The organism is Solibacillus sp. FSL K6-1781 (assembly GCF_038630735.1).
Lineage (GTDB): Bacteria > Bacillota > Bacilli > Bacillales_A > Planococcaceae > Solibacillus > Solibacillus silvestris.
On the sequence record NZ_CP152038.1, the window covers coordinates 1,280,297 to 1,298,918 of the forward strand.

At 35.5% G+C, this 18,622-nt stretch carries 16 protein-coding genes and 1 pseudogene; 16 read left to right on the forward strand and 1 reads right to left on the reverse strand.

Annotated elements, in window-relative coordinates:
• Positions 1–10 precede the first annotated feature (10 nt).
• The 11 genes and pseudogenes from MHH37_RS06145 to MHH37_RS06195 all read left to right on the forward strand — a co-directional run bounded on the left by MHH37_RS06145 (position 11) and on the right by MHH37_RS06195 (position 13,888).
• Complete coding sequence (locus MHH37_RS06145; RefSeq protein WP_342575425.1) at positions 11–3,481, forward strand: hypothetical protein; 3,471 nt, start codon at positions 11–13, stop codon at positions 3,479–3,481.
• Positions 3,462–3,917, forward strand: a complete 456-nt coding sequence (locus tag MHH37_RS06150; RefSeq protein ID WP_342575426.1) for a response regulator — start codon at positions 3,462–3,464, stop codon at positions 3,915–3,917. The genes MHH37_RS06145 and MHH37_RS06150 overlap by 20 nt, the downstream gene beginning before the upstream one ends.
• Complete coding sequence (locus MHH37_RS06155) at positions 3,910–5,175, forward strand: hypothetical protein (protein WP_342575427.1); 1,266 nt, start codon at positions 3,910–3,912, stop codon at positions 5,173–5,175. The genes MHH37_RS06150 and MHH37_RS06155 overlap by 8 nt, the downstream gene beginning before the upstream one ends.
• A gap of 457 nt (positions 5,176–5,632) precedes the next feature.
• Positions 5,633–6,679 (forward strand): annotated as a pseudogene (locus MHH37_RS06160) (thymidine phosphorylase); the annotation flags it as partial.
• 152 nt (positions 6,680–6,831) lie between these two features.
• Positions 6,832–8,604, forward strand: coding sequence for a sulfate permease (sulP, locus tag MHH37_RS06165; RefSeq protein WP_342575428.1), 1,773 nt, complete (start codon positions 6,832–6,834; stop codon positions 8,602–8,604).
• A 232-nt stretch (positions 8,605–8,836) separates the two neighbouring features.
• On the forward strand, positions 8,837–9,199 hold the full coding sequence (gene spoIIAA, locus MHH37_RS06170) for an anti-sigma F factor antagonist (RefSeq protein ID WP_008408083.1): 363 nt from the start codon (positions 8,837–8,839) through the stop codon (positions 9,197–9,199).
• Positions 9,184–9,624, forward strand: coding sequence for an anti-sigma F factor (gene spoIIAB / locus MHH37_RS06175; RefSeq protein ID WP_008408084.1), 441 nt, complete (start codon positions 9,184–9,186; stop codon positions 9,622–9,624). Before spoIIAA ends, spoIIAB begins: the two co-directional genes overlap by 16 nt.
• A gap of 12 nt (positions 9,625–9,636) precedes the next feature.
• A complete protein-coding gene (locus MHH37_RS06180; RefSeq protein ID WP_008408085.1) occupies positions 9,637–10,404 on the forward strand; it encodes a SigF/SigG family RNA polymerase sporulation sigma factor in 768 nt (255 codons plus the stop codon).
• Positions 10,405–10,465: 61 nt separating this feature from the next.
• On the forward strand, positions 10,466–11,911 hold the full coding sequence (locus MHH37_RS06185; protein WP_342575430.1) for a spore germination protein: 1,446 nt from the start codon (positions 10,466–10,468) through the stop codon (positions 11,909–11,911).
• Positions 11,912–12,014: 103 nt separating this feature from the next.
• Positions 12,015–13,334: a diaminopimelate decarboxylase gene (lysA, locus tag MHH37_RS06190; RefSeq protein ID WP_008408091.1), complete on the forward strand. Its 1,320-nt coding sequence runs from the start codon at positions 12,015–12,017 to the stop codon at positions 13,332–13,334.
• Between the two features lie 194 nt (positions 13,335–13,528).
• Positions 13,529–13,888, forward strand: a complete 360-nt coding sequence (locus tag MHH37_RS06195) for a GNAT family N-acetyltransferase (RefSeq protein ID WP_342575431.1) — start codon at positions 13,529–13,531, stop codon at positions 13,886–13,888.
• Between the two features lies 1 nt (position 13,889).
• On the opposite strand, the gene MHH37_RS06200 is transcribed toward MHH37_RS06195, so the two are convergent.
• Complete coding sequence (locus MHH37_RS06200; RefSeq protein ID WP_342575433.1) at positions 13,890–14,390, reverse strand: DUF309 domain-containing protein; 501 nt, start codon at positions 14,388–14,390, stop codon at positions 13,890–13,892.
• Positions 14,391–14,538: 148 nt separating this feature from the next.
• Between MHH37_RS06200 and MHH37_RS06205 the strand changes: the two genes are divergently transcribed.
• The 5 genes from MHH37_RS06205 (at position 14,539) to resA (ending at position 18,609) form a co-directional block, all read left to right on the forward strand.
• Complete coding sequence (locus tag MHH37_RS06205) at positions 14,539–15,321, forward strand: segregation/condensation protein A (protein WP_014824347.1); 783 nt, start codon at positions 14,539–14,541, stop codon at positions 15,319–15,321.
• Positions 15,290–15,877: an SMC-Scp complex subunit ScpB gene (scpB, locus tag MHH37_RS06210; protein WP_173364559.1), complete on the forward strand. Its 588-nt coding sequence runs from the start codon at positions 15,290–15,292 to the stop codon at positions 15,875–15,877. The genes MHH37_RS06205 and scpB overlap by 32 nt, the downstream gene beginning before the upstream one ends.
• A 12-nt stretch (positions 15,878–15,889) precedes the next feature.
• A complete protein-coding gene (locus MHH37_RS06215) occupies positions 15,890–16,864 on the forward strand; it encodes a D-alanyl-D-alanine carboxypeptidase family protein (protein ID WP_342575435.1) in 975 nt (324 codons plus the stop codon).
• Between the two features lie 361 nt (positions 16,865–17,225).
• Positions 17,226–17,969 carry a pseudouridine synthase gene (locus MHH37_RS06220; RefSeq protein ID WP_014824344.1) on the forward strand — a complete coding sequence of 248 codons (744 nt, stop codon included), beginning with the start codon at positions 17,226–17,228 and terminating at the stop codon, positions 17,967–17,969.
• A gap of 106 nt (positions 17,970–18,075) precedes the next feature.
• Entirely contained in the window at positions 18,076–18,609 is a 534-nt protein-coding gene (resA, locus tag MHH37_RS06225; protein WP_008408103.1) for a thiol-disulfide oxidoreductase ResA, read from the forward strand.
• Positions 18,610–18,622 lie beyond the last annotated feature (13 nt).

The following is an 18,622-nucleotide window of genomic DNA, read 5'->3' on the forward strand; positions in this document are numbered from 1 at the left end:
GGAATTCTTAATGAAAAAAAGATATTTCGGCACACCTTCCCTTGATCTTTTGCAATTAAAGAATAAAGCAAAAATCCCTAACGTCCAAATAAAAATTCTTGATATACATAAGACACCTTTAAAACGGAAGGCCTATGTTAATCAGTTGTTTCCACAAACTAAAGGGAGGTCACCTTTTAGAATTGTAAATAATTTAAATACTCTAGACTTCGAGATTACATGGACTTTAAATCTAATCTCATTATATAAGAGCCAACTTCAAGATTTTTTGGATTTAAAACAAGAATATACTATAGCTTTTTTTAAATCGGAATTAGAAAGATGTATGGAAATATTAGATATTTGTGAAAATAAATATGGTTTAAACTTTTGGCTAATTGAAAGTAAAATAAATTTATCTAATATTATGGAAGAAAATGGGGCTTACTTTGAGCTTTTAATGAATAGTAAAATTAGTTTTCAATATAAATTAATTAGCTGGATAATAAACCTAAAATCAGAAGATTTCGTGTCGAATTCAAGATTTAATATTGAATTAGATCGACTTATTGATCGTTGGCCTGCAGTGTCCAATCATAAATTGAAAGATTTTTTAGCTTTCCATTTTTCTTCTTTTAGATACGACTCTCATAATTTAGATTTCCATAATATATTTACTATTTTAGAAAATTTCTCTTTAATTGATCGTTATTTTACACTGGTGAAATATTTCGAAAATATAGTTGAAAGTCCAGATAAGCAACACATATCAAAAGAAATCTTTAATAAAATAAAACTTCTTATTCAAGATGTAAACCCTAGCCAGGTTTCTCCTTATTATAAGATTTTAATCAATGATTCTGAAATAAATCCACCTTTAACTAGCAAGTTAGCATTACAAGCCTTAGACGAATATACCTATGGTAATTATAGCAAAGCCAAGGAAATTTGTGAAAGAGTAATCGAAATACATCCTCATGAAATTGAAATATATGAAATTTACGTTAAATCATTAATTAATTTAGAAGTGTATAAGCTTGATAATCCAAAGAATGTTTTTTATTTGAAACTTTTAAATTACTTTTTAGATATGGCAACAACTAATGATAAACAACTCTCAGAAGCAATAACAGATGAAATTTTAAAAATAGGCTTAGTACATAACAATAATTCGTGGTCATGGAAATTAATGAGTGCAGCAATAACTCATAAATATGGAAATAATATATTGAAGAAAATTCCATTTTCCAAAACGGGATATAAATTATCTAATTATATGAAGCCTCAAGTTGTTTCTAATATGTTTGATTCTGATATTCATAAAAAACAATATATCGAATTAATATTTGATCCCGAAAGTACAACAAGGGAAGTACATAACTATTATAGTTCCCTAAACATTGAGGGGCTGGCAAGTTTATCAATTGATGAAAATAGAAAACTTCGATTAATAGGTAATTTACATTTAATCAACCAAGACTATATGAACGCCTTAAAGGTCTTTAACAGTATTGATTCCAAAACATCTAACATATATGAATCTGAAATCACTATAGGTAAAGTTATTGCTTATAAATCCTTAGAAAATTATGAGATAGCAATGAATTTAATGGTTGAAAGTTATTTCAAAGGAAATGAATTGTTCTTAGATATCGATTGTACAGATCTTTTAGAAAAAATTGATGATATAGAATATGATTATTCTAATATAAATATTTTAATTTTTATTAATTTAGTTGCTGAATATACAAATGGATCTACTGAAGTTAGAAAACATAATCACCTTGAAGATTTTCTTTTGGCAAATAGTATCACATATGTAAGTGAATTAAATATTTCATTATACGATAAGAAAAAAATAATCTACTTTTTAAAAGAATATTGCACTATTGATAGTATGTCTAAATACTATATGTTTATTTCACAAGAACAAGTTGAAGAAGAACGTATAAAAATTTGTAGCATATTAATGCAAATAGATCCTGTTAATGAAAAAATCTATAACCAAGAAATTAAAGAAATAACTGAGAAAATGCAAATTCGTTTTTATACAGCTACATTTGAAAAAAGTAAAATCTATGTGGACATTGAGGGTATTAAAAAACAGGCTGCTTCTAAGATAGAAGATAACTTTAATAGAATTCAAGAATACTTTATTAGTAATAGAAAAAAAGGCGCGCCTATAACTTACGAAATTGATACAAATAATGAATTAGATACTAGTTCATTTAAAAATAATAGTTATTCTGAAATTTATAATGATTTAATATTCCAATTCAGAGACACGTTTCTATTTAGTAAAGAGTATGGGCTGGATGTATATCTCAGCCTCGGAATACGACATGGAACGATAAATTCTCATTTCAGAAAACTATTTGAAAAAAATCATTTTCTAACATTATTTAATTCTAGTACTAATCAATATAAAACTAATGATTTTTGGATTGAAAAATTAAATACCATTGAAAAATTAAATACCCATACTTCTAAAATTAATAGAGATTTGAATCTGATTTTTGAGACTCTTAGTAAAAATATTGACTCTTTACTTTTTAAGTTACAAAATGAAAAATTACAAATTTCAACTGATTATAATGATAGGACATCTTTATTAAATTATTATATTGATAAATATCAAATGATTTCTAAGCTATTCTTTAAAGACTCTCAAGACCCATATCTAACTTTAGATAAGTTTATTGATTCAAATATTGATTTTTTGTGGATATACACAGAGTTGAATTTGGGAAAAGTAAGAAAGTACTTAATAAATAATTTTAAACAAGATTTATTTTTAGAAATACAAAGTTTTGAAGCAAATATTGTAAAAATAAATTCTGACAATAATAATATTTTAAATCTTGAGGAGTTAAATCAAAAACTAACGGATTTAAAAACTGATATAGAATATCAAATTACTAACGTTTCGAATTGGTTTAAAAAAGAAAAAGTAATAGATGTTGATAATTTTTCTTTAGAACTTCCTGTAAATATATCCTTAGAATATATCAAAAGTTCTAATTTAAATTCTAAAATTATTTCCAATAAAAATATTGATGATACTCCCTTAATTATTGATGGGAAATATTTAAAATGGTTCAATGAGTTATTTATTACTATTTTTGATAATGTAATTAAAAGAAGCGGGTTCCGAGAGTCTTTTGAAATAAACATACTTATACAACACTTAGAGGAAGATATCATTTTCATTAGATGTACTAATCCTCTAAAATTAAACCCAAGAGAAATAAACGATAGAAAGGCTAAATTAGCAGAATCATTAAAAGAAATTCATTATTTAGCAGAAAATGAAGAAAGCAATCTTATTTCTAGAGCATCGAAAGAAGGGGGTTCAGGACTTTATAAAATTGTAAAGTTATTAAAATATGATATTAAATCTGAATTACCTAGACTAGATTTCGGAATAGATGAAGATGAAAACTTTTATATTGATATAACACTTAATACTAGGAGGATTAAATGTGAAAATTCTGTTAGTTGAAGATGATTTTAATAAGATCTTTAAAATTGAAGATTTTTTAAAAAAAGAATTCAATAAGATAAATATTACAACATCTAATTCTTATAATAGTGGTTTGAGAAAAATCCTCACTGATAAGTTTGATTTAATTTTACTAGATATGACTATGCCAACTTTCGATAAAACCAATGGTTCTAGTGGAGGAAAACCTATTCAGTATGCTGGAAAAGAAATATTAAACCAAATGAAAAGAAAGAAGAATAATACTCCAGTGATTGTAATTACGCAATACTCAAGCTTTGGTGAAAGTAATAATTCGAAAAGCTTTAATGAGTTGAAAGAGGAGCTAAAGGCGGAGTTCAGTAATATATTATTGGAAATGATTTATTATGAATCAAGTAAATCTGATTGGGAAGTACAAGTCAAAAGTACTTTAAAAAACTTCCTAAATGATTAATATTTTAATAGTCGAAGATAATACCGATAAGTTAAAAAAAATTACTGACTTTATAAGGGATTCTATCCCCTCTCTGCCTTTAAATATTAAAATCAGTAATTGCATTAATACTGCTAGATATGAACTAATGGAAACTAAGTATGATTTATTAATTTTAGATATTCAACTTCCTGAATTTCCTGATTCTGTAGTTAAAACTGATGCAGGAATAACTTTCTTGCAAGAAATACTTCATGAAAGTACCCGGAAACAGCGTAGGCGAACACTGAATAGACCTATTTCAATTTTATTATTAAGTGCTCACAAAGAAAGTATTTCATCTTTTGAAGAAGAGTTCTCTGACACTATGTTTAAAATAGCGGAATATACTGTTAACTCTGATGGTTGGCAAATTATTCTAAATCAAATGCTTGAACATACTATCAGCATATTAGAGAGCGCAGCAAGCATAGCTACACAATATATTTATGATATTGTTATTATTTGTGCGTTAAAAAAAGAACTTGATTTTCTGTTACAATTAGATTTCCTATGGGAAAGAAAAAGGCATATACAGGATCCTACATTATTTTATTTTGAGGCATCCCTCACAAAATTAGATACTACTATAAAAATAATTTGTTTTTCTCCAAATCAGATGGGGATTTCAGACACATCAATATATACGACCAAATTGATTGAGTATTTCAAACCAAAGATAATCCTAATGTATGGAATTATGGGAGGAGTAAAAGAAAAAGTTCAATTAGGCGATATAGTTTTTGCTAGTATTTCTTATTCTCATGAGTCTGGAAAGTATTCTGAAGATGCAAATGGGAAAACCACTTTTTTGCCTACTTCTACTCATGTTAATAGTAGCCCTGAGTTGGTTTCCTTAGCTAATGAATTATCCTATGACAATCAAATATTCAAAGAATTTCATGAAATGTTTATAGGAAATAAAACTACAAATCCTCCTAATATATTTATCGGTCCTTTAAGTAGCGGAAATGCAGTAATAGCAAATGAAAGTATCTTAAAAGGTTTAACTTTGAACGAAAAAAATTTGTTAGGTATAGATATGGAAATATACGGGATGTACAGAGCGTGTTTATTATCTAAAATCCCCAAGCCTAAGTTTATTGCTTTTAAAACTGTATCAGATTATGCAGACAACACCAAATCTGATGACATTCAAGATTATTGCTCATTTGTAGCTAGTAAAATTACAGAACATATTATTCAGAATAAATTAATAGCAAATAATTTACTTAATTAAAATTATCTACATATGATGAGATAAAATAATAAAACCATAATAAAGGACTGCCAAATAATAAATATTTCGGCAGTCCTTTATTATGGTGAATTTTGTAATAAGTTGAGTAAATCATTGTGTTTAAAAATCATTTGTGCCAACAGCTATTAAATGAAAATAAAGTAGCTGTTTTAAATATGCAGATAGGTTTATAGTTATTCAACCGAGGAATAAAGGAAAATCAATTTATTTGTAACTAGTATATTGAATTATCAAGTTATCGTATCCATTTAGAATTTATAATTAATCTAAGAAAAGCATTTTAAATTGTAATTATTCGTGTTGAAATTACAATTTACTTTTTAAACTAGGTAAATTCAGCAATAACAAGTTAATTAAAAGTCACCTAAATATTAGGCGACAATAAATTGAATACGGGTGTTGTTGGCAAAATACCATCATATTAAAGGCAAAATCGATTGGCGATACAACGACATTACCATTAACTGCAATGGTAGCAGCTGTCGGTGTTCCGGTAGCAAAAATGAGTGGTCGCGGTTTAGGTCATACAGGCGGTACGATCGATAAGCTTGAGGCGATTGAAGGTTTCCACGTTGAGTTATCAAGTGAAGAGTTTTCAAAACAGGTAAATGATATCGGAATGGCTGTTATTGGTCAATCAGGCAACTTAACACCAGCAGATAAAAAGCTTTATGCGCTACGTGACGTTACAGGAACAGTTTCGAGCATTCCGCTAATTGCCGGTTCAATCATGTCGAAGAAAATTGCTGCAGGTGCAGATGCGATTGTCCTCGATGTTAAAACTGGTGACGGCGCATTTATGAAAACAGTTGAAGATTCAATTAAATTGGCTGAAGCGATGGTGAAAATCGGAAACAGCGTTGGTCGTAAAACAATGGCGATTATTTCAGATATGAGTCAACCTTTAGGATATGCAATCGGAAATGCCCTTGAAGTTCAGGAAGCAATCGATACATTAAAAGGTAAAGGTCCAGCTGATTTAAATGAACTTTGCTATACATTAGGCTCTCAAATGGTTGTTGTTGGCGGAAAAGCAAAAACAATCGAAGAAGCTCGAAAAATGTTGGAAGAAGTTGTTGCAAGCGGAGCAGCATTGGAAGTACTGAAAAAATTCATCACTGCTCAAGGTGGGGATGCTTCAGTCGTTGATGACCCATCTCGTTTACCTCAGGCTAAATTCAAATTTGATGTACCGGCGAAACAGGCGGGCTATATTTCAAAAATTGAAGCGGATGATATCGGAACAGCTGCAATGCTTCTTGGCGCAGGTCGAGCTACGAAAGAATCTGAAATTGACTTAGCGGTAGGACTTGTCCTTCATAAAAAAGTAGGCGATGAAGTAAAAGAAGGCGAATCGCTTATGACAATTCATGCTAATACAGAAAATGTCGACGCAGTATTGAAAAAGATTTATGCACATATATTCATTTCTGCAGAAAAAGTCGAAGCTCCAAAATTAATCGAAGCAATTATTACACAATAACAAAAATTTTGAGTCTTTCACAGTCCGGGATGGATTGTGGAAGACTTTTTTGTCCTTTAAATATTCTACAAATATGTTAAACTAAGAGTTGTATTACTGCTTAAGGTAATAAAAATTCTGCTTTATGAATATTTATAAGAAGAAGGGATACTATGAGAGTTAAGTGGTCTGGAAGATTTGAAGGCTATTCATTTGCCCATTTCAAAAAGGATCTGTTATCTGGGACGATTGTCGGGATTATTGCTGTACCGTTAGCGATGAGTTTTGCTATAGCTTCTGGGGTCAAACCGGAATACGGAATTTACACAGCAATTATCGCAGGGATTTTAATTTCCTTACTAGGGGGTTCAAAATTTCAGATCGGCGGTCCGACAGGTGCGTTCGTTCCGATTTTGCTTGGGATTGTACTCGTTTACGGGTATGAAAACTTGCTCATCGCAGGTTTGATGGCAGGGATTATGCTGTTGCTGATGGGGATTTTTAAGTTGGGGTCACTGATTAAATTTATCCCGAGACCGGTTACTGTCGGTTTTACTGCCGGAATTGCCGTCATTATTTTTACTGGACAAATCGGAAATTTTTTAGGATTAACGAATATGGAGCAGCATGAGAAGTTCCATATGAACGTTTATGAAATCGCTTCCAATATTGATACCGTTAATTTTTATAGTTTACTTGTTGCAATGATAAGTTTCGCATTGATACTTATGGCACCGAAAGTTTTACCGAAAGTACCGGGTGCTCTTATAGGAATTATTGTGTCTTCCGTTGTGACGGTTCTTTTTTTACAGGGGCATGTTGCAACAATTGGCTCCACGTATGGTGCAATACCGAATACACTGCCACAATTCCACATACCGGAAGTTACATTTGAACGTATTTACATGCTTATCGGACCAGCATTTGTTATTGCAATGCTCGGTGGGATTGAATCACTGTTATCAGCGGTTGTTGCAGATGGGATGACGAACAGCAAACATAACAGTAACCGGGAATTGATCGGGCAGGGGGTTGCCAATATTGTTACACCGTTTTTTGGAGGGATACCTGCTACCGGGGCCATTGCCCGAACAGCTACGAATATTAAATCCGGTGCCGTGTCGCCATTGTCAGGGGTAATCCATGGTATCTTCGTTTTAATCACACTATTGTTGCTCGCACCATTAGCGGTACATATTCCACTTGCGAGTTTAGCGCCTGTCCTCATGATGGTCGCCTGGAATATGAGCGAACGACACCATTTCGTACACATATTGAAATTAAAATCCGGTGATTCGCTTGTACTATGTATTACCTTTTTATTGACAGTATTTATGAGTTTAACGGTTGCCGTAATGGCCGGACTTATTTTGGCAGTGATTCTTTTTGCGAAAAGTATGAGCGATAGCCTTACTGTTTCCAAAGTGCTGCCGAACTTGAAGAACGAGAATGGAAAGGTGCAGCCTCACATCGTAGCGGATTTACATGAGTGTCCACAAATCAGTATATATACAATAGAAGGTCCTCTTTTCTTTGGCGCTGCCGAAAAGTTTGAACAGACGATGCTGAAGACGATACAGGAAAATCCGAAAGTATTTATCCTCCGTATGCGAAAAGTGCCGTATATCGATTCGACAGGAGAAGAATATTTCCGCAATATCCTTCAAAATATAAAGGCATCTGGCGGAATCGTTTTCTTAACAAATGTTCAGCCGGGATTAGAGCAAATGCTTAAACGAAGCGGATTGTATAATTTAATGGAAGAAGAACATTTTTATCATACGACAAATGAGGCGATTTCAGCGGCATTCCAGTATATCCAGCTAAATAAATGTATTGGATGCACTCATTATGAGTTAGAGGAATGCCGGTTGCTGTCTAATGGAGTGCCCCTGCCAGAGCAGGAATTGCTTGTACAGAAGAAATTGACCGAAGCAACAATATAGCGTGTATAAAATAATGAAAAAGCACAAATAATAAGAGACTGAATGGAAAGCTAAAAACTTTCTGTTCCGTCTCTTTTTTCATGTTTGAAATGATTAAAAATAGACCGCGCTACCTATACTGAATTTAGTTGTCGCAGGAGCACTACTTTTAACGAATGAGCACTAGTTTTGTCAGTTAGATAGGATAATTTCTGAACTTGCCGAATTTGCATGCAAGAAGGAGGCGATGTAGGTGAACTTTAATTTAACGATGTATCCAAATGATGTATTGATTGTCCAACTATTTGGCGAACTGGATCATCATGAAACAGAAAAAGTGAGAACACATATATCGAAAGCTATTTTACAAGGAAATGTAAAATTACTCGTTTGGAATTTAGAGCATTTGCATTTTATGGACAGTTCCGGAATTGGTTTAGTGCTTGGGAGAATGCGAGAACTCCGAGCTGTCGATGGACAAACAATTTTGTTAAATCCGTCAAAAACGATGCAGAAAATATTCCAGTATTCCGGTTTAGGAAATCTTATACAATTTGCATCTGAACAGCAAGTTATTTCACACAGCGAGGGGGATTGTCAATGGATAACGAAATGACGCTAACTTTTTTGGCGCGCAGTGAAAATGAAGGGTTGGCACGTATTGCCGTTACAAGCTTTATGGCACAACTCGATCCGACAATTGAAGAGCTATCGGAATGTAAAACAATCGTATCAGAAGCTGTATCGAATGCCATCATCCATGGTTATGCCGATAATCCGCATGGCATTATTACGGTTTATGCGGTTCGTTACGGTTCGGAAGTAAGTGTGACAATTAAAGATGAAGGTTGCGGAATTGAAGATATTGAACAGGCACGTGAGCCATTATTTACAACAAAGCCGGATCTAGAGCGTTCCGGAATGGGCTTTACAATTATGGAAAGTTTTTCGGATTTCCTGCAAGTAGAATCCGTACTAGGAAAAGGTACAGTCGTAACATTCACAAAACAAATTTTGCCAATAGGGACACTCGTGACATAACGAAATAAGGGGATGGGGAACATCGAGCAGTCATCTGAAACGTTATTAACGCAAGCTTATATGCGTGAACTAATCGCAAAATCACAACAAGGCGATCAAGTTGCGAGAAAAACGATGATTGAAGGAAATACTAGACTTGTTTGGTCTATCGTTCAACGCTTTGCATCAAGGGGTGTTGAACTGGAAGATTTGTTTCAAATTGGCTGTATTGGCTTAATGAAATCGGTTGATAAATTCGACTTGTCCTATGAAGTGAAATTTTCCACATATGCAGTGCCAATGATTATTGGGGAGATTCAACGTTTTTTAAGAGATGACGGTATGGTAAAGGTTAGTCGTTCTATCCGAGAGTTGAATTATAAAATTCGCCATGCGACAGATGACTATTTAAAAACGAATGAAAAACCTCCATCTGTTGCACAATTGGCTGAAATATTGCAAGTGTCACAAGAAGATATTTTATTGGCAACTGATGCGATGCGTGATCCGGCGAGTTTACATGATCAGCTATTTGAAAATGATGGAGATTCCATAACGTTAATGGATCAGATGCGGGACGATAAGTCTGAGCTTGCATTTGATTATGTTCCATTGAAAGACATGTTGAAGAGACTTGGAAAACGGGAACAGTCGATCATTTATTTCCGCTATTACCTGGATTTAACGCAAACGGAAATTGCTGATCGTCTCGGTATTTCACAAGTACAAGTATCACGATTGGAAAAGAAAATACTAGCTCAGTTGAAATCATGGATGGATCAGTCTACATTAAGCAGATAAGTTAAGTGACCCGCAATTACTCCATGGTGTATTAGACTAAAAATGAATAAGCGGTGAAAAAATGACAAATCAGCTTTTTACATCAATGAAAATTGCAGAAGGATTTTTTAATTCACAATTTGAACCAGATAAAAATTTTGATTTATGTATTAAAGAAATTATGATCAAAAATTTGCCGACATTAACGGTATATGTGAGCGGGCTCGTAAATGGAGACAGTTTGACAGAAATTCTTTCCGAATTACAGCGTGACAATGAGGAAGAAGAAATTCTGGATGAACAGGACTATTTTCACGCCCACTTCAATTATTATGGGGTAGATTTAGCAAAATCGATTGATGACTTTATGCTCGGAGTATTAAGTGGCCGGGTAGGCTTTGTAACGAAGAGCGGTTATTGTTATTTGGCGGAATTCCGGAATTATCCGGGTCGGAATCCGGAAGAGCCGGATAATGAAAAGGTTATTCGTGGTTCGCGCGATGGTTTTGCCGAAAATATTATTTTGAACACGGCATTAGTTCGTCGACGAATTCGAAGTGAAAAGCTGCGATTTCAAATGCACCATGTAACGACCTATAGTCAAACAGATGTCGTTCTTTCCTATATGAGTGATTTAGTCAATGATAAGCATCTTAACTGGCTTGTTGAACGACTTCAGCAAATTAGGCATGATGGGTTAACGATGAGTGACAAATCGCTGGAGGAATGGCTGTTTAAACAGAAATATCACCCGTTGCCTTTTGTGCGTTATACGGAGCGACCCGATATTGTAGCCGCGCATATTTTAGAAGGACATATTGCAATTATGGTCGATACATCACCTTCCGTCATGCTCGTCCCTGTAACAATGTTCCATTTGCTTCAGCATGCGGAAGAATATCGACAGGCACCGCTAGTCGGGACGATGATGCGGTTCCTTCGTTTTGGAGCGGTCATTTTAAGCTTTCTATTACTTCCTTTCTGGTATTTACTCGTTACACATCCGGAACTACTCCCCGATAAGTTAGCGTTTATCGGGATAAATGAAAAAGGTGAAATTCCTATATTTCTGCAAATATTGATTGCCGATATAGGAATTGAATATTTGCGGATCGCTGCGATTCATACACCGACACCGTTATCGACTGCAATGGGTTTAATCGCCGGTATTATCATCGGACAAATTGCAATCGACGTTGGATTATTTTCGAGTGAAATTGTATTGTATACAGCAATCACCGCAATTTTTACGTTTGCTATTCCGAACTACGAATTGAGTATTTCGGTGAAGGTATTCCGTTTGATGTTATTAAGTGCGACGGCGTTATTTGGTATCAATGGATTCTTTATTGGCGGATTCCTGATTTTTACGTACTTATGCTCATTAAAGCCGATGAATGTTCCGTATTTATGGCCTCTTGTTCCGTTTTTCCCAAAGGCGTTCGCACGTGTCATTATTCGGACACCAATGTCGGAGGATGCGCCAAGACCATTTATAGTGAACGCAAAAAAGCGAAAACGTGTATAAACATGAATTGCATCACTTTGACACCTATGTTAAAGTTCTCATATAATATTTTGTGATTTTTGAGAATATTAGCGAGGATTAGCTAAAGTCAGGGGAGAATACGATGCATTTATATGGAACACAGCAAATTAATGAACTCGGTCATTTAACAATTGGCGGGGTAGATACAATTGAGTTAGCAAAACAATACGGAACACCGTTATTCGTTTATGATACAGCACTGATTCGTAAACGTTCACGCGGCTTCATCGATACATTTGAGCAATTAGGTGTAAAAGCACAAGTTGCCTATGCTTCAAAAGCATTCGCCTGTGTTGCTGCATATCAATTGGCTGCGCAGGAAAACCTGTCGCTGGATGTTGTATCGGGCGGAGAACTCTATACAGCGATTAAAGCTGGTTTCCCGGCAGATCGCATTCATTTCCATGGCAATAATAAATCGATTGCTGAACTTGAATTGGCGTTTGAAACGGGGATCGGTTGTATTGTAGTCGATAACTTTTACGAAATTTCGTTAATTAAAGAAATCGCACAGCAGAAAACTCAAAAAATGAAAATTTTATTACGTGTGACACCAGGTGTTGAAGCACATACACATGATTTTATTACTACAGGTCAAGCTGATTCTAAATTTGGCTTTGACTTAAATAATGGACAAGCTGATGAGGCATTTAAGCAAGTAGTAAACGATGAACATATCGAACTATTAGGTTTACATTGCCACATCGGCTCTCAAATTTTTGAAACAGAAGGCTTTAGTTTGGCTGCGGGCAAAGTAATGCAAAAAATGGGTGCATGGAAAGAACAACATGGATTTGTTGCACAAGTACTGAATCTGGGCGGTGGCTTCGGAATCCGTTATACAGAAGAAGACAAGCCTTTAGAACCACATGAATACGTGGCGGATATGATTCGCACAGTTCAGGATGAAAGTAAAAAGCTGAATTTAGCGATGCCGGAAATTTGGATTGAGCCAGGCCGTTCTTTAGTTGGAGATGCAGGTACATCACTGTACACAATCGGTTCTCAGAAAACGGTACCAAATGTGCGTGACTATATTGCTGTCGATGGCGGAATGAGCGATAATATTCGACCAGCACTTTACGATGCGAAATATGAAGCGATTATTGCCAATAAAGCAAATGACCCAAAAACAAGTACATACACTGTTGCAGGTAAGCTATGTGAGTCAGGAGATAAGTTAATTATTGATGCGTCTTTACAAAATGCACATACCGGGGATATTTTAGCGATGTTCTGTACAGGAGCATACGGTTATTCCATGGCATCAAACTATAACCGTGTTCCAAGACCGGCAGTTGTATTCGTTGAAAACGGAGAGCACCAATTAGCAATTAAACGTGAAAGCTATGAAGACTTAGTGGTAAATGATTTGCCGTTAACATTAACAAAGGGTGAATAGTCGTTGAAATTATCCAAGCAAGCTAAATGGGGTTTCGGTCTATTAATTGGAATTGTGATTTGGTCGCTCTTGTTCATCTACATTATTAGTCCGCTAATTTACAAATTTTCAAACTGAACGTTGGAAAATTGTGTTATTGCATTTCAGTCAATCTTTTGATAGGATTTGCAATGGTAGAATTGAGGGAATGTAAAATGTTAGTTCGATATAAAAAAGCACTTGAAAAAATTGCAATGGGATTAATTTCGTTAATGCCACAAGAAAAAGATATTAAACGCTTAATGGAAACCATTCAACAATATGAACAAAACGAAAATTGGACACTCTTCTTATGGAAAGATGGCGAAGAATATGTAGGGGCTATAGGAATTGCAGAGGAAAATGATGCTGCAATCGTTCAACATATTACAGTCATCCCATCGTATCGCGGGGAAGGTGTCGCATTAAAAATGTTACACGAACTGCGGAATATGGGGTATGAGCATATTCAAGCGAATGAAGATACAAGTGCATATGTCCAAAAGTGTATACCTATATTAAAAGAAGTCGACTAATTTACTGTCGACTTCTTTTTTTTAATTCTCTTGCTTCAAGTATTTCTGTACGGTCCCGAAGCATATGTTTATTGAAAATAAAGTGTGAATCCATAAGAGGAATCGTCTTTATTCTTTGCTGTACCGATTCTTGCAGCTGCCGATCTGTAATAGGGAGTTTGAAATGTTTAAATGGTTCATTTTCCTGTATTTTTCGGTGCTGATTTTTCATTATCAGGAGCAGTTGTTTTAAATCAATAAACTCGAAAAATTCACTATTGCGATTGAGCTCAAAATTAAGAATGGCTTTCTCTATTATGCGTGCAGCGCCAGTTACGTTTGACCGCCGCCAATGGTACATACCTGTCGCAAGCTGGACATAGCCTACTAGCGGATGAAGCTTTTCTTTTGGTGCAATTTCCTTCCAATATTCTTCTAAAACTTCATGGCATTCAAAATAGTCATTATTGCCGTTGAAATAGGCGCAATAATCGATGAATAGTGGATGAAACAAAGGATGCATTGTTGTCCCCTTTCCTCTATACTAATTAAATAGGTTCTGCTATATTTTGTTGAATTTTGACGAATAAAGTAACTAGCAAAACGTAAAATTAATCATAGCGCGAATTAGATGCTAATGATAATTTCCGATTAACGATAGGTGGTATTTTATGTCTTACGAAGTGAAACTAGACGCCTTTAGTGGGCCACTAGATTTATTATTGCATTTAATTCATCGTTTGGAAATTGATATATATGATATTCCAATGGCGGAATTGACGGAACAGTATATTGATCACATCCATGCGATGCAAACATTGGAACTGAATGAAGCGAGCGAATATTTAGTAATGGCCGCAACATTATTGGCGATTAAAAGCCGTATGCTCATTCCGATTAATGAAAATGAAATCGATGCAGAGGAGCTCGAAATTGATGAGGTCGATCCACGGGAAGAGCTTGTTGCACGTTTAATCGAATATAAAAAATATAAAGAAGCAGCTGTCCAACTTCAGGAATTGGAAACAGAACGTGGGCAAGTGTTCACGAAAGCGCCTGCGGACTTGTCGGAATTTATGCCGGAAGAACAATTAGCGCTTTTTGATCAAAATGTAAATGTTTACGATATGTTAAGTGCGTTTCAAAAACTAATGCGTCGTAAACAATTGAAAAAACCGTTGTCAACTCGCATCGCAAGACAGGAAATTTCAGTGAAGGAACAAATGCGTTCCGTTGTAAACATTTTAAAAAATGCAGGTGGAAGAGTGATGTTCTCGCAATTGTTTGAAGCAGAGGATAAGCCAATGCTTGTTTTGACTTTTTTAACATTACTGGAATTAATGAAGCGCCAAGTGATTTTTGTCGAACAACAAAATAACTTCGATGATTTATCCGTATTATTGACAAAGGAGGAGATCAATGATGAATACGAACAACTTACTGAGCCGAATTGAAGCACTGTTATTCGTAGCTGGTGATGAAGGTATGACCGTTAAACAACTGGCACAATATATAGAAGTAGAGCCAATGGATATTGAAGCAGGATTAAGCGAACTCCTGTCTCATTACAATGAGGAGGAAATGCGGGGGATTACATTAAAACAACTTGCCGGTACATATCAGTTAACAACAAAACCGGAAGTAACCGACACGTTAAAAAAATTAATTGAAAACCCGACAAATCAAGTATTAACCGCTGCTTCATTAGAGGTTCTGGCAATTATAGCGTATAAGCAGCCGATCACGCGAGCGGAAGTGGAAGATCTGCGCGGGGTGAAAAGCGAACGTCCGATTGCAACACTTGTTTCAAGGGCGCTTGTACAGGAAGTTGGCAGAGCGGAAGGAACAGGACGGGCAATCTTATATGGGACGACAAAAGAGTTTCTGAATTATTTTGGGTTAAAAAACATTAAAGAATTGCCGCCGTTACCGGAAGAAGTCGATCAGGAAGATGATCAGCCGACAGATTTATTTTTAACGAAGTTCCAGGAAACATTTAACCAAAATTAAAGGAGTGGCCTGTTGAAAAAGTGGTTTGTTTCTATTGTTGTAATGTTCGTATTTTTGAGTGGTTCGTCACAAATTCAGGCGGCGTCTAATAGCTATGTTGTTATCGACGCGGAAAATGGGCGGACATTAATGGGCGTGAATGAACATGCACGCCTTCCGATCGCCAGCCTCACAAAAATCTGGACTGCCCTAGTTGTTTTGGAAAATAGTGAGCTTACCGATGAAGTAGTTATTTCGAAGGAAGCCTCACTTGTGGAAGGCTCATCGATTTATTTACTGGAAAACGAGACATATACGATTGATTACTTGCTTCATGGTTTAATGATGCAATCAGGGAATGATGCCGCTACTGCGCTGGCAGAGCATGTTGGCGGATCTGTAGAAGGTTTTGTTCAGCTTATGAACGAAAAGGCCGAGCTTTATCAATTGCAGGAAACAACTTTTACAAATCCTACAGGGCTGCACAATGAGGCCCATCTATCCTCTGCCTACGATACGGCAAAAATGCTACAAATTGCGATGATGAATCCACAGTTCAGAAAAATTGCATCTACTCAAAATTTTTCGGATGGCAGGCAGTGGAAAAATAAACATCGACTTATGCATGAAAAGATAGGCGCCATTGCAGGAAAAACAGGCTATACAAAAGTGGCTGGACGAACATTGGCAACTTTCTTTGAACGGGAACAAAAATCATTTGTTGTCGTTACTATTAATGAAGGAAATGATTGGAATATCCACCGTAACTTGGCGGATTTTATCGACAATAATTTTGAGCAACAAACGATTGTGAAAAAAGGGAAGTATAATGCGAATGGATTGGCCATCGAGTTAGATGAACCGTTCCAAATGCTGCTTCATAAAAAAGAACGTCCGAATTTTGAGCATATTGTTAAAGTTTCACGGCTGAAAGGGTCGGATCGAGGGGTTTGGCTTTTATATGCAGATGAAATGCTCGTATCATCAAAACTCGTTACAGTAAAATAATCCGAAAAGTGAAATATCTTTAACTTCAGGATTGAAGTTAAGCCTCCGGCGGATGTCATGGATTCGAAAAGGAGTTTTAAAAAAGGAAGCAAGCTTAAAAGCGTCGCATCTTGCGACAACAGCTGACTGACCCACATCCTGTGAGCCTCAAAGCCCAGTCCGGACGCAATTACACCAAGGCATAATTGATTAAGTTCTGAAAGTATGACATAATTTTTATTCGTTAAGGATTTATTTTCGCTCGTAATTGTGGATTGCAGCAATGATATTTAAAATTTAACAGAGCAGTAAACGAAAAGTGCAAAGGCGAATGCTGAAGAAGTATGCGTCTTTGCAGTTTATCAATCAATGAGGTGAACTTATGGAAAGATTACAAAAAGTGATTGCCTATGCAGGCGTTGCATCACGACGTAAAGCAGAGCAATTAATCGTAGAAGGTAAAGTAAAAGTAAATGGAGTCGTAGTAAAAGAGCTTGGAACAAAAGTATCCAACTCGGACACGATTGAAGTAGAAGGCGTAAAGCTTGAAAAAGAAGATAAAGTATATTTCTTACTATATAAACCACGTGCCTATATTTCGGCAGTTACTGATGATAAAGGGCGAAAAACGGTTACAGACATTTTTAAAAAACATGTTCATCAGCGTATTTTCCCGGTAGGGCGTTTAGATTATGATACGACAGGGTTATTGCTTTTAACGAATGACGGCGAGTTTTCAAACTTAATGACGCATCCGAAATTCAAAATCGACAAAACGTATATTGCGCGTGTTAAAGGAATTCCTACAAAGCAAGGTTTAATGAAACTGCAAAGCGGGATTAAGCTGGAGGACGGTAAAACGGCTCCTGCAAAAGTAAGCATGACTAGCTTTGATGAGAAGGCCGGTAAAGCAATTTGTGAGATTACGATCCATGAAGGGCGAAATCGCCAAGTCCGCCGTATGTTTGAAGCAATCGGTACACCTGTCGTGAAATTAAAACGCGAGCGCTTTGCATTTTTGGATTTAACGGGTCTTAGTCCAGGAGAATACCGTCAGCTGACTAAACATGAAGTAAAACTACTTCGTGTATTAGCGGAGACAGGTAAAGTTGATTATAACAATTAATTGTTTATGATATTCATAAGCCCTTCTGAAAGAAAAGAATTTAAATTTTGTAATAATTTGCTATAATAGGCAACAGTACTTGCTGAAGTGGAAGGGGGTTTTTTATTTGGAAAAAAAGAAACAACGTTCTGTGACTCGCGGCATCATTTTAACCATTTTAGCAATCGCAATCGGATATACAGTTTACGCTGCCGTAACGAAAGATAAAATAAATATTGTACAAGCCGGGGCACAGGCGCCTGATTTTGAAGTAGTAGATTTACAAGGGGAAAAACATAGATTGAAAGACTACGAGGGAAAGGGTGTCGTACTGAATTTCTGGGGTACATGGTGTGAGCCATGTGAACGGGAATTCCCTGCAATGACGCGTCAATATGCGGAATTTAAGGGCCAGGATGTTCAAATTATTGCCGTTAACTTCGCACAGTCTGAATTTGAAGTGAAAAAATATGTGGCGAATATGGGGATGACGTTCCCGGTTGCGATCGATAAAACGAAAAGTGTTTTCACTGCCTATAATATTGGACCCCTGCCTACATCAATTTTCATTAAACCCGACGGTACAATAGACCGTATTATTACTGGAGAAATGACCGAGAAGGAAATTGTGCAATATATGGAGTCAATCAAGCCGGAATAGGAGTTTTTACGCA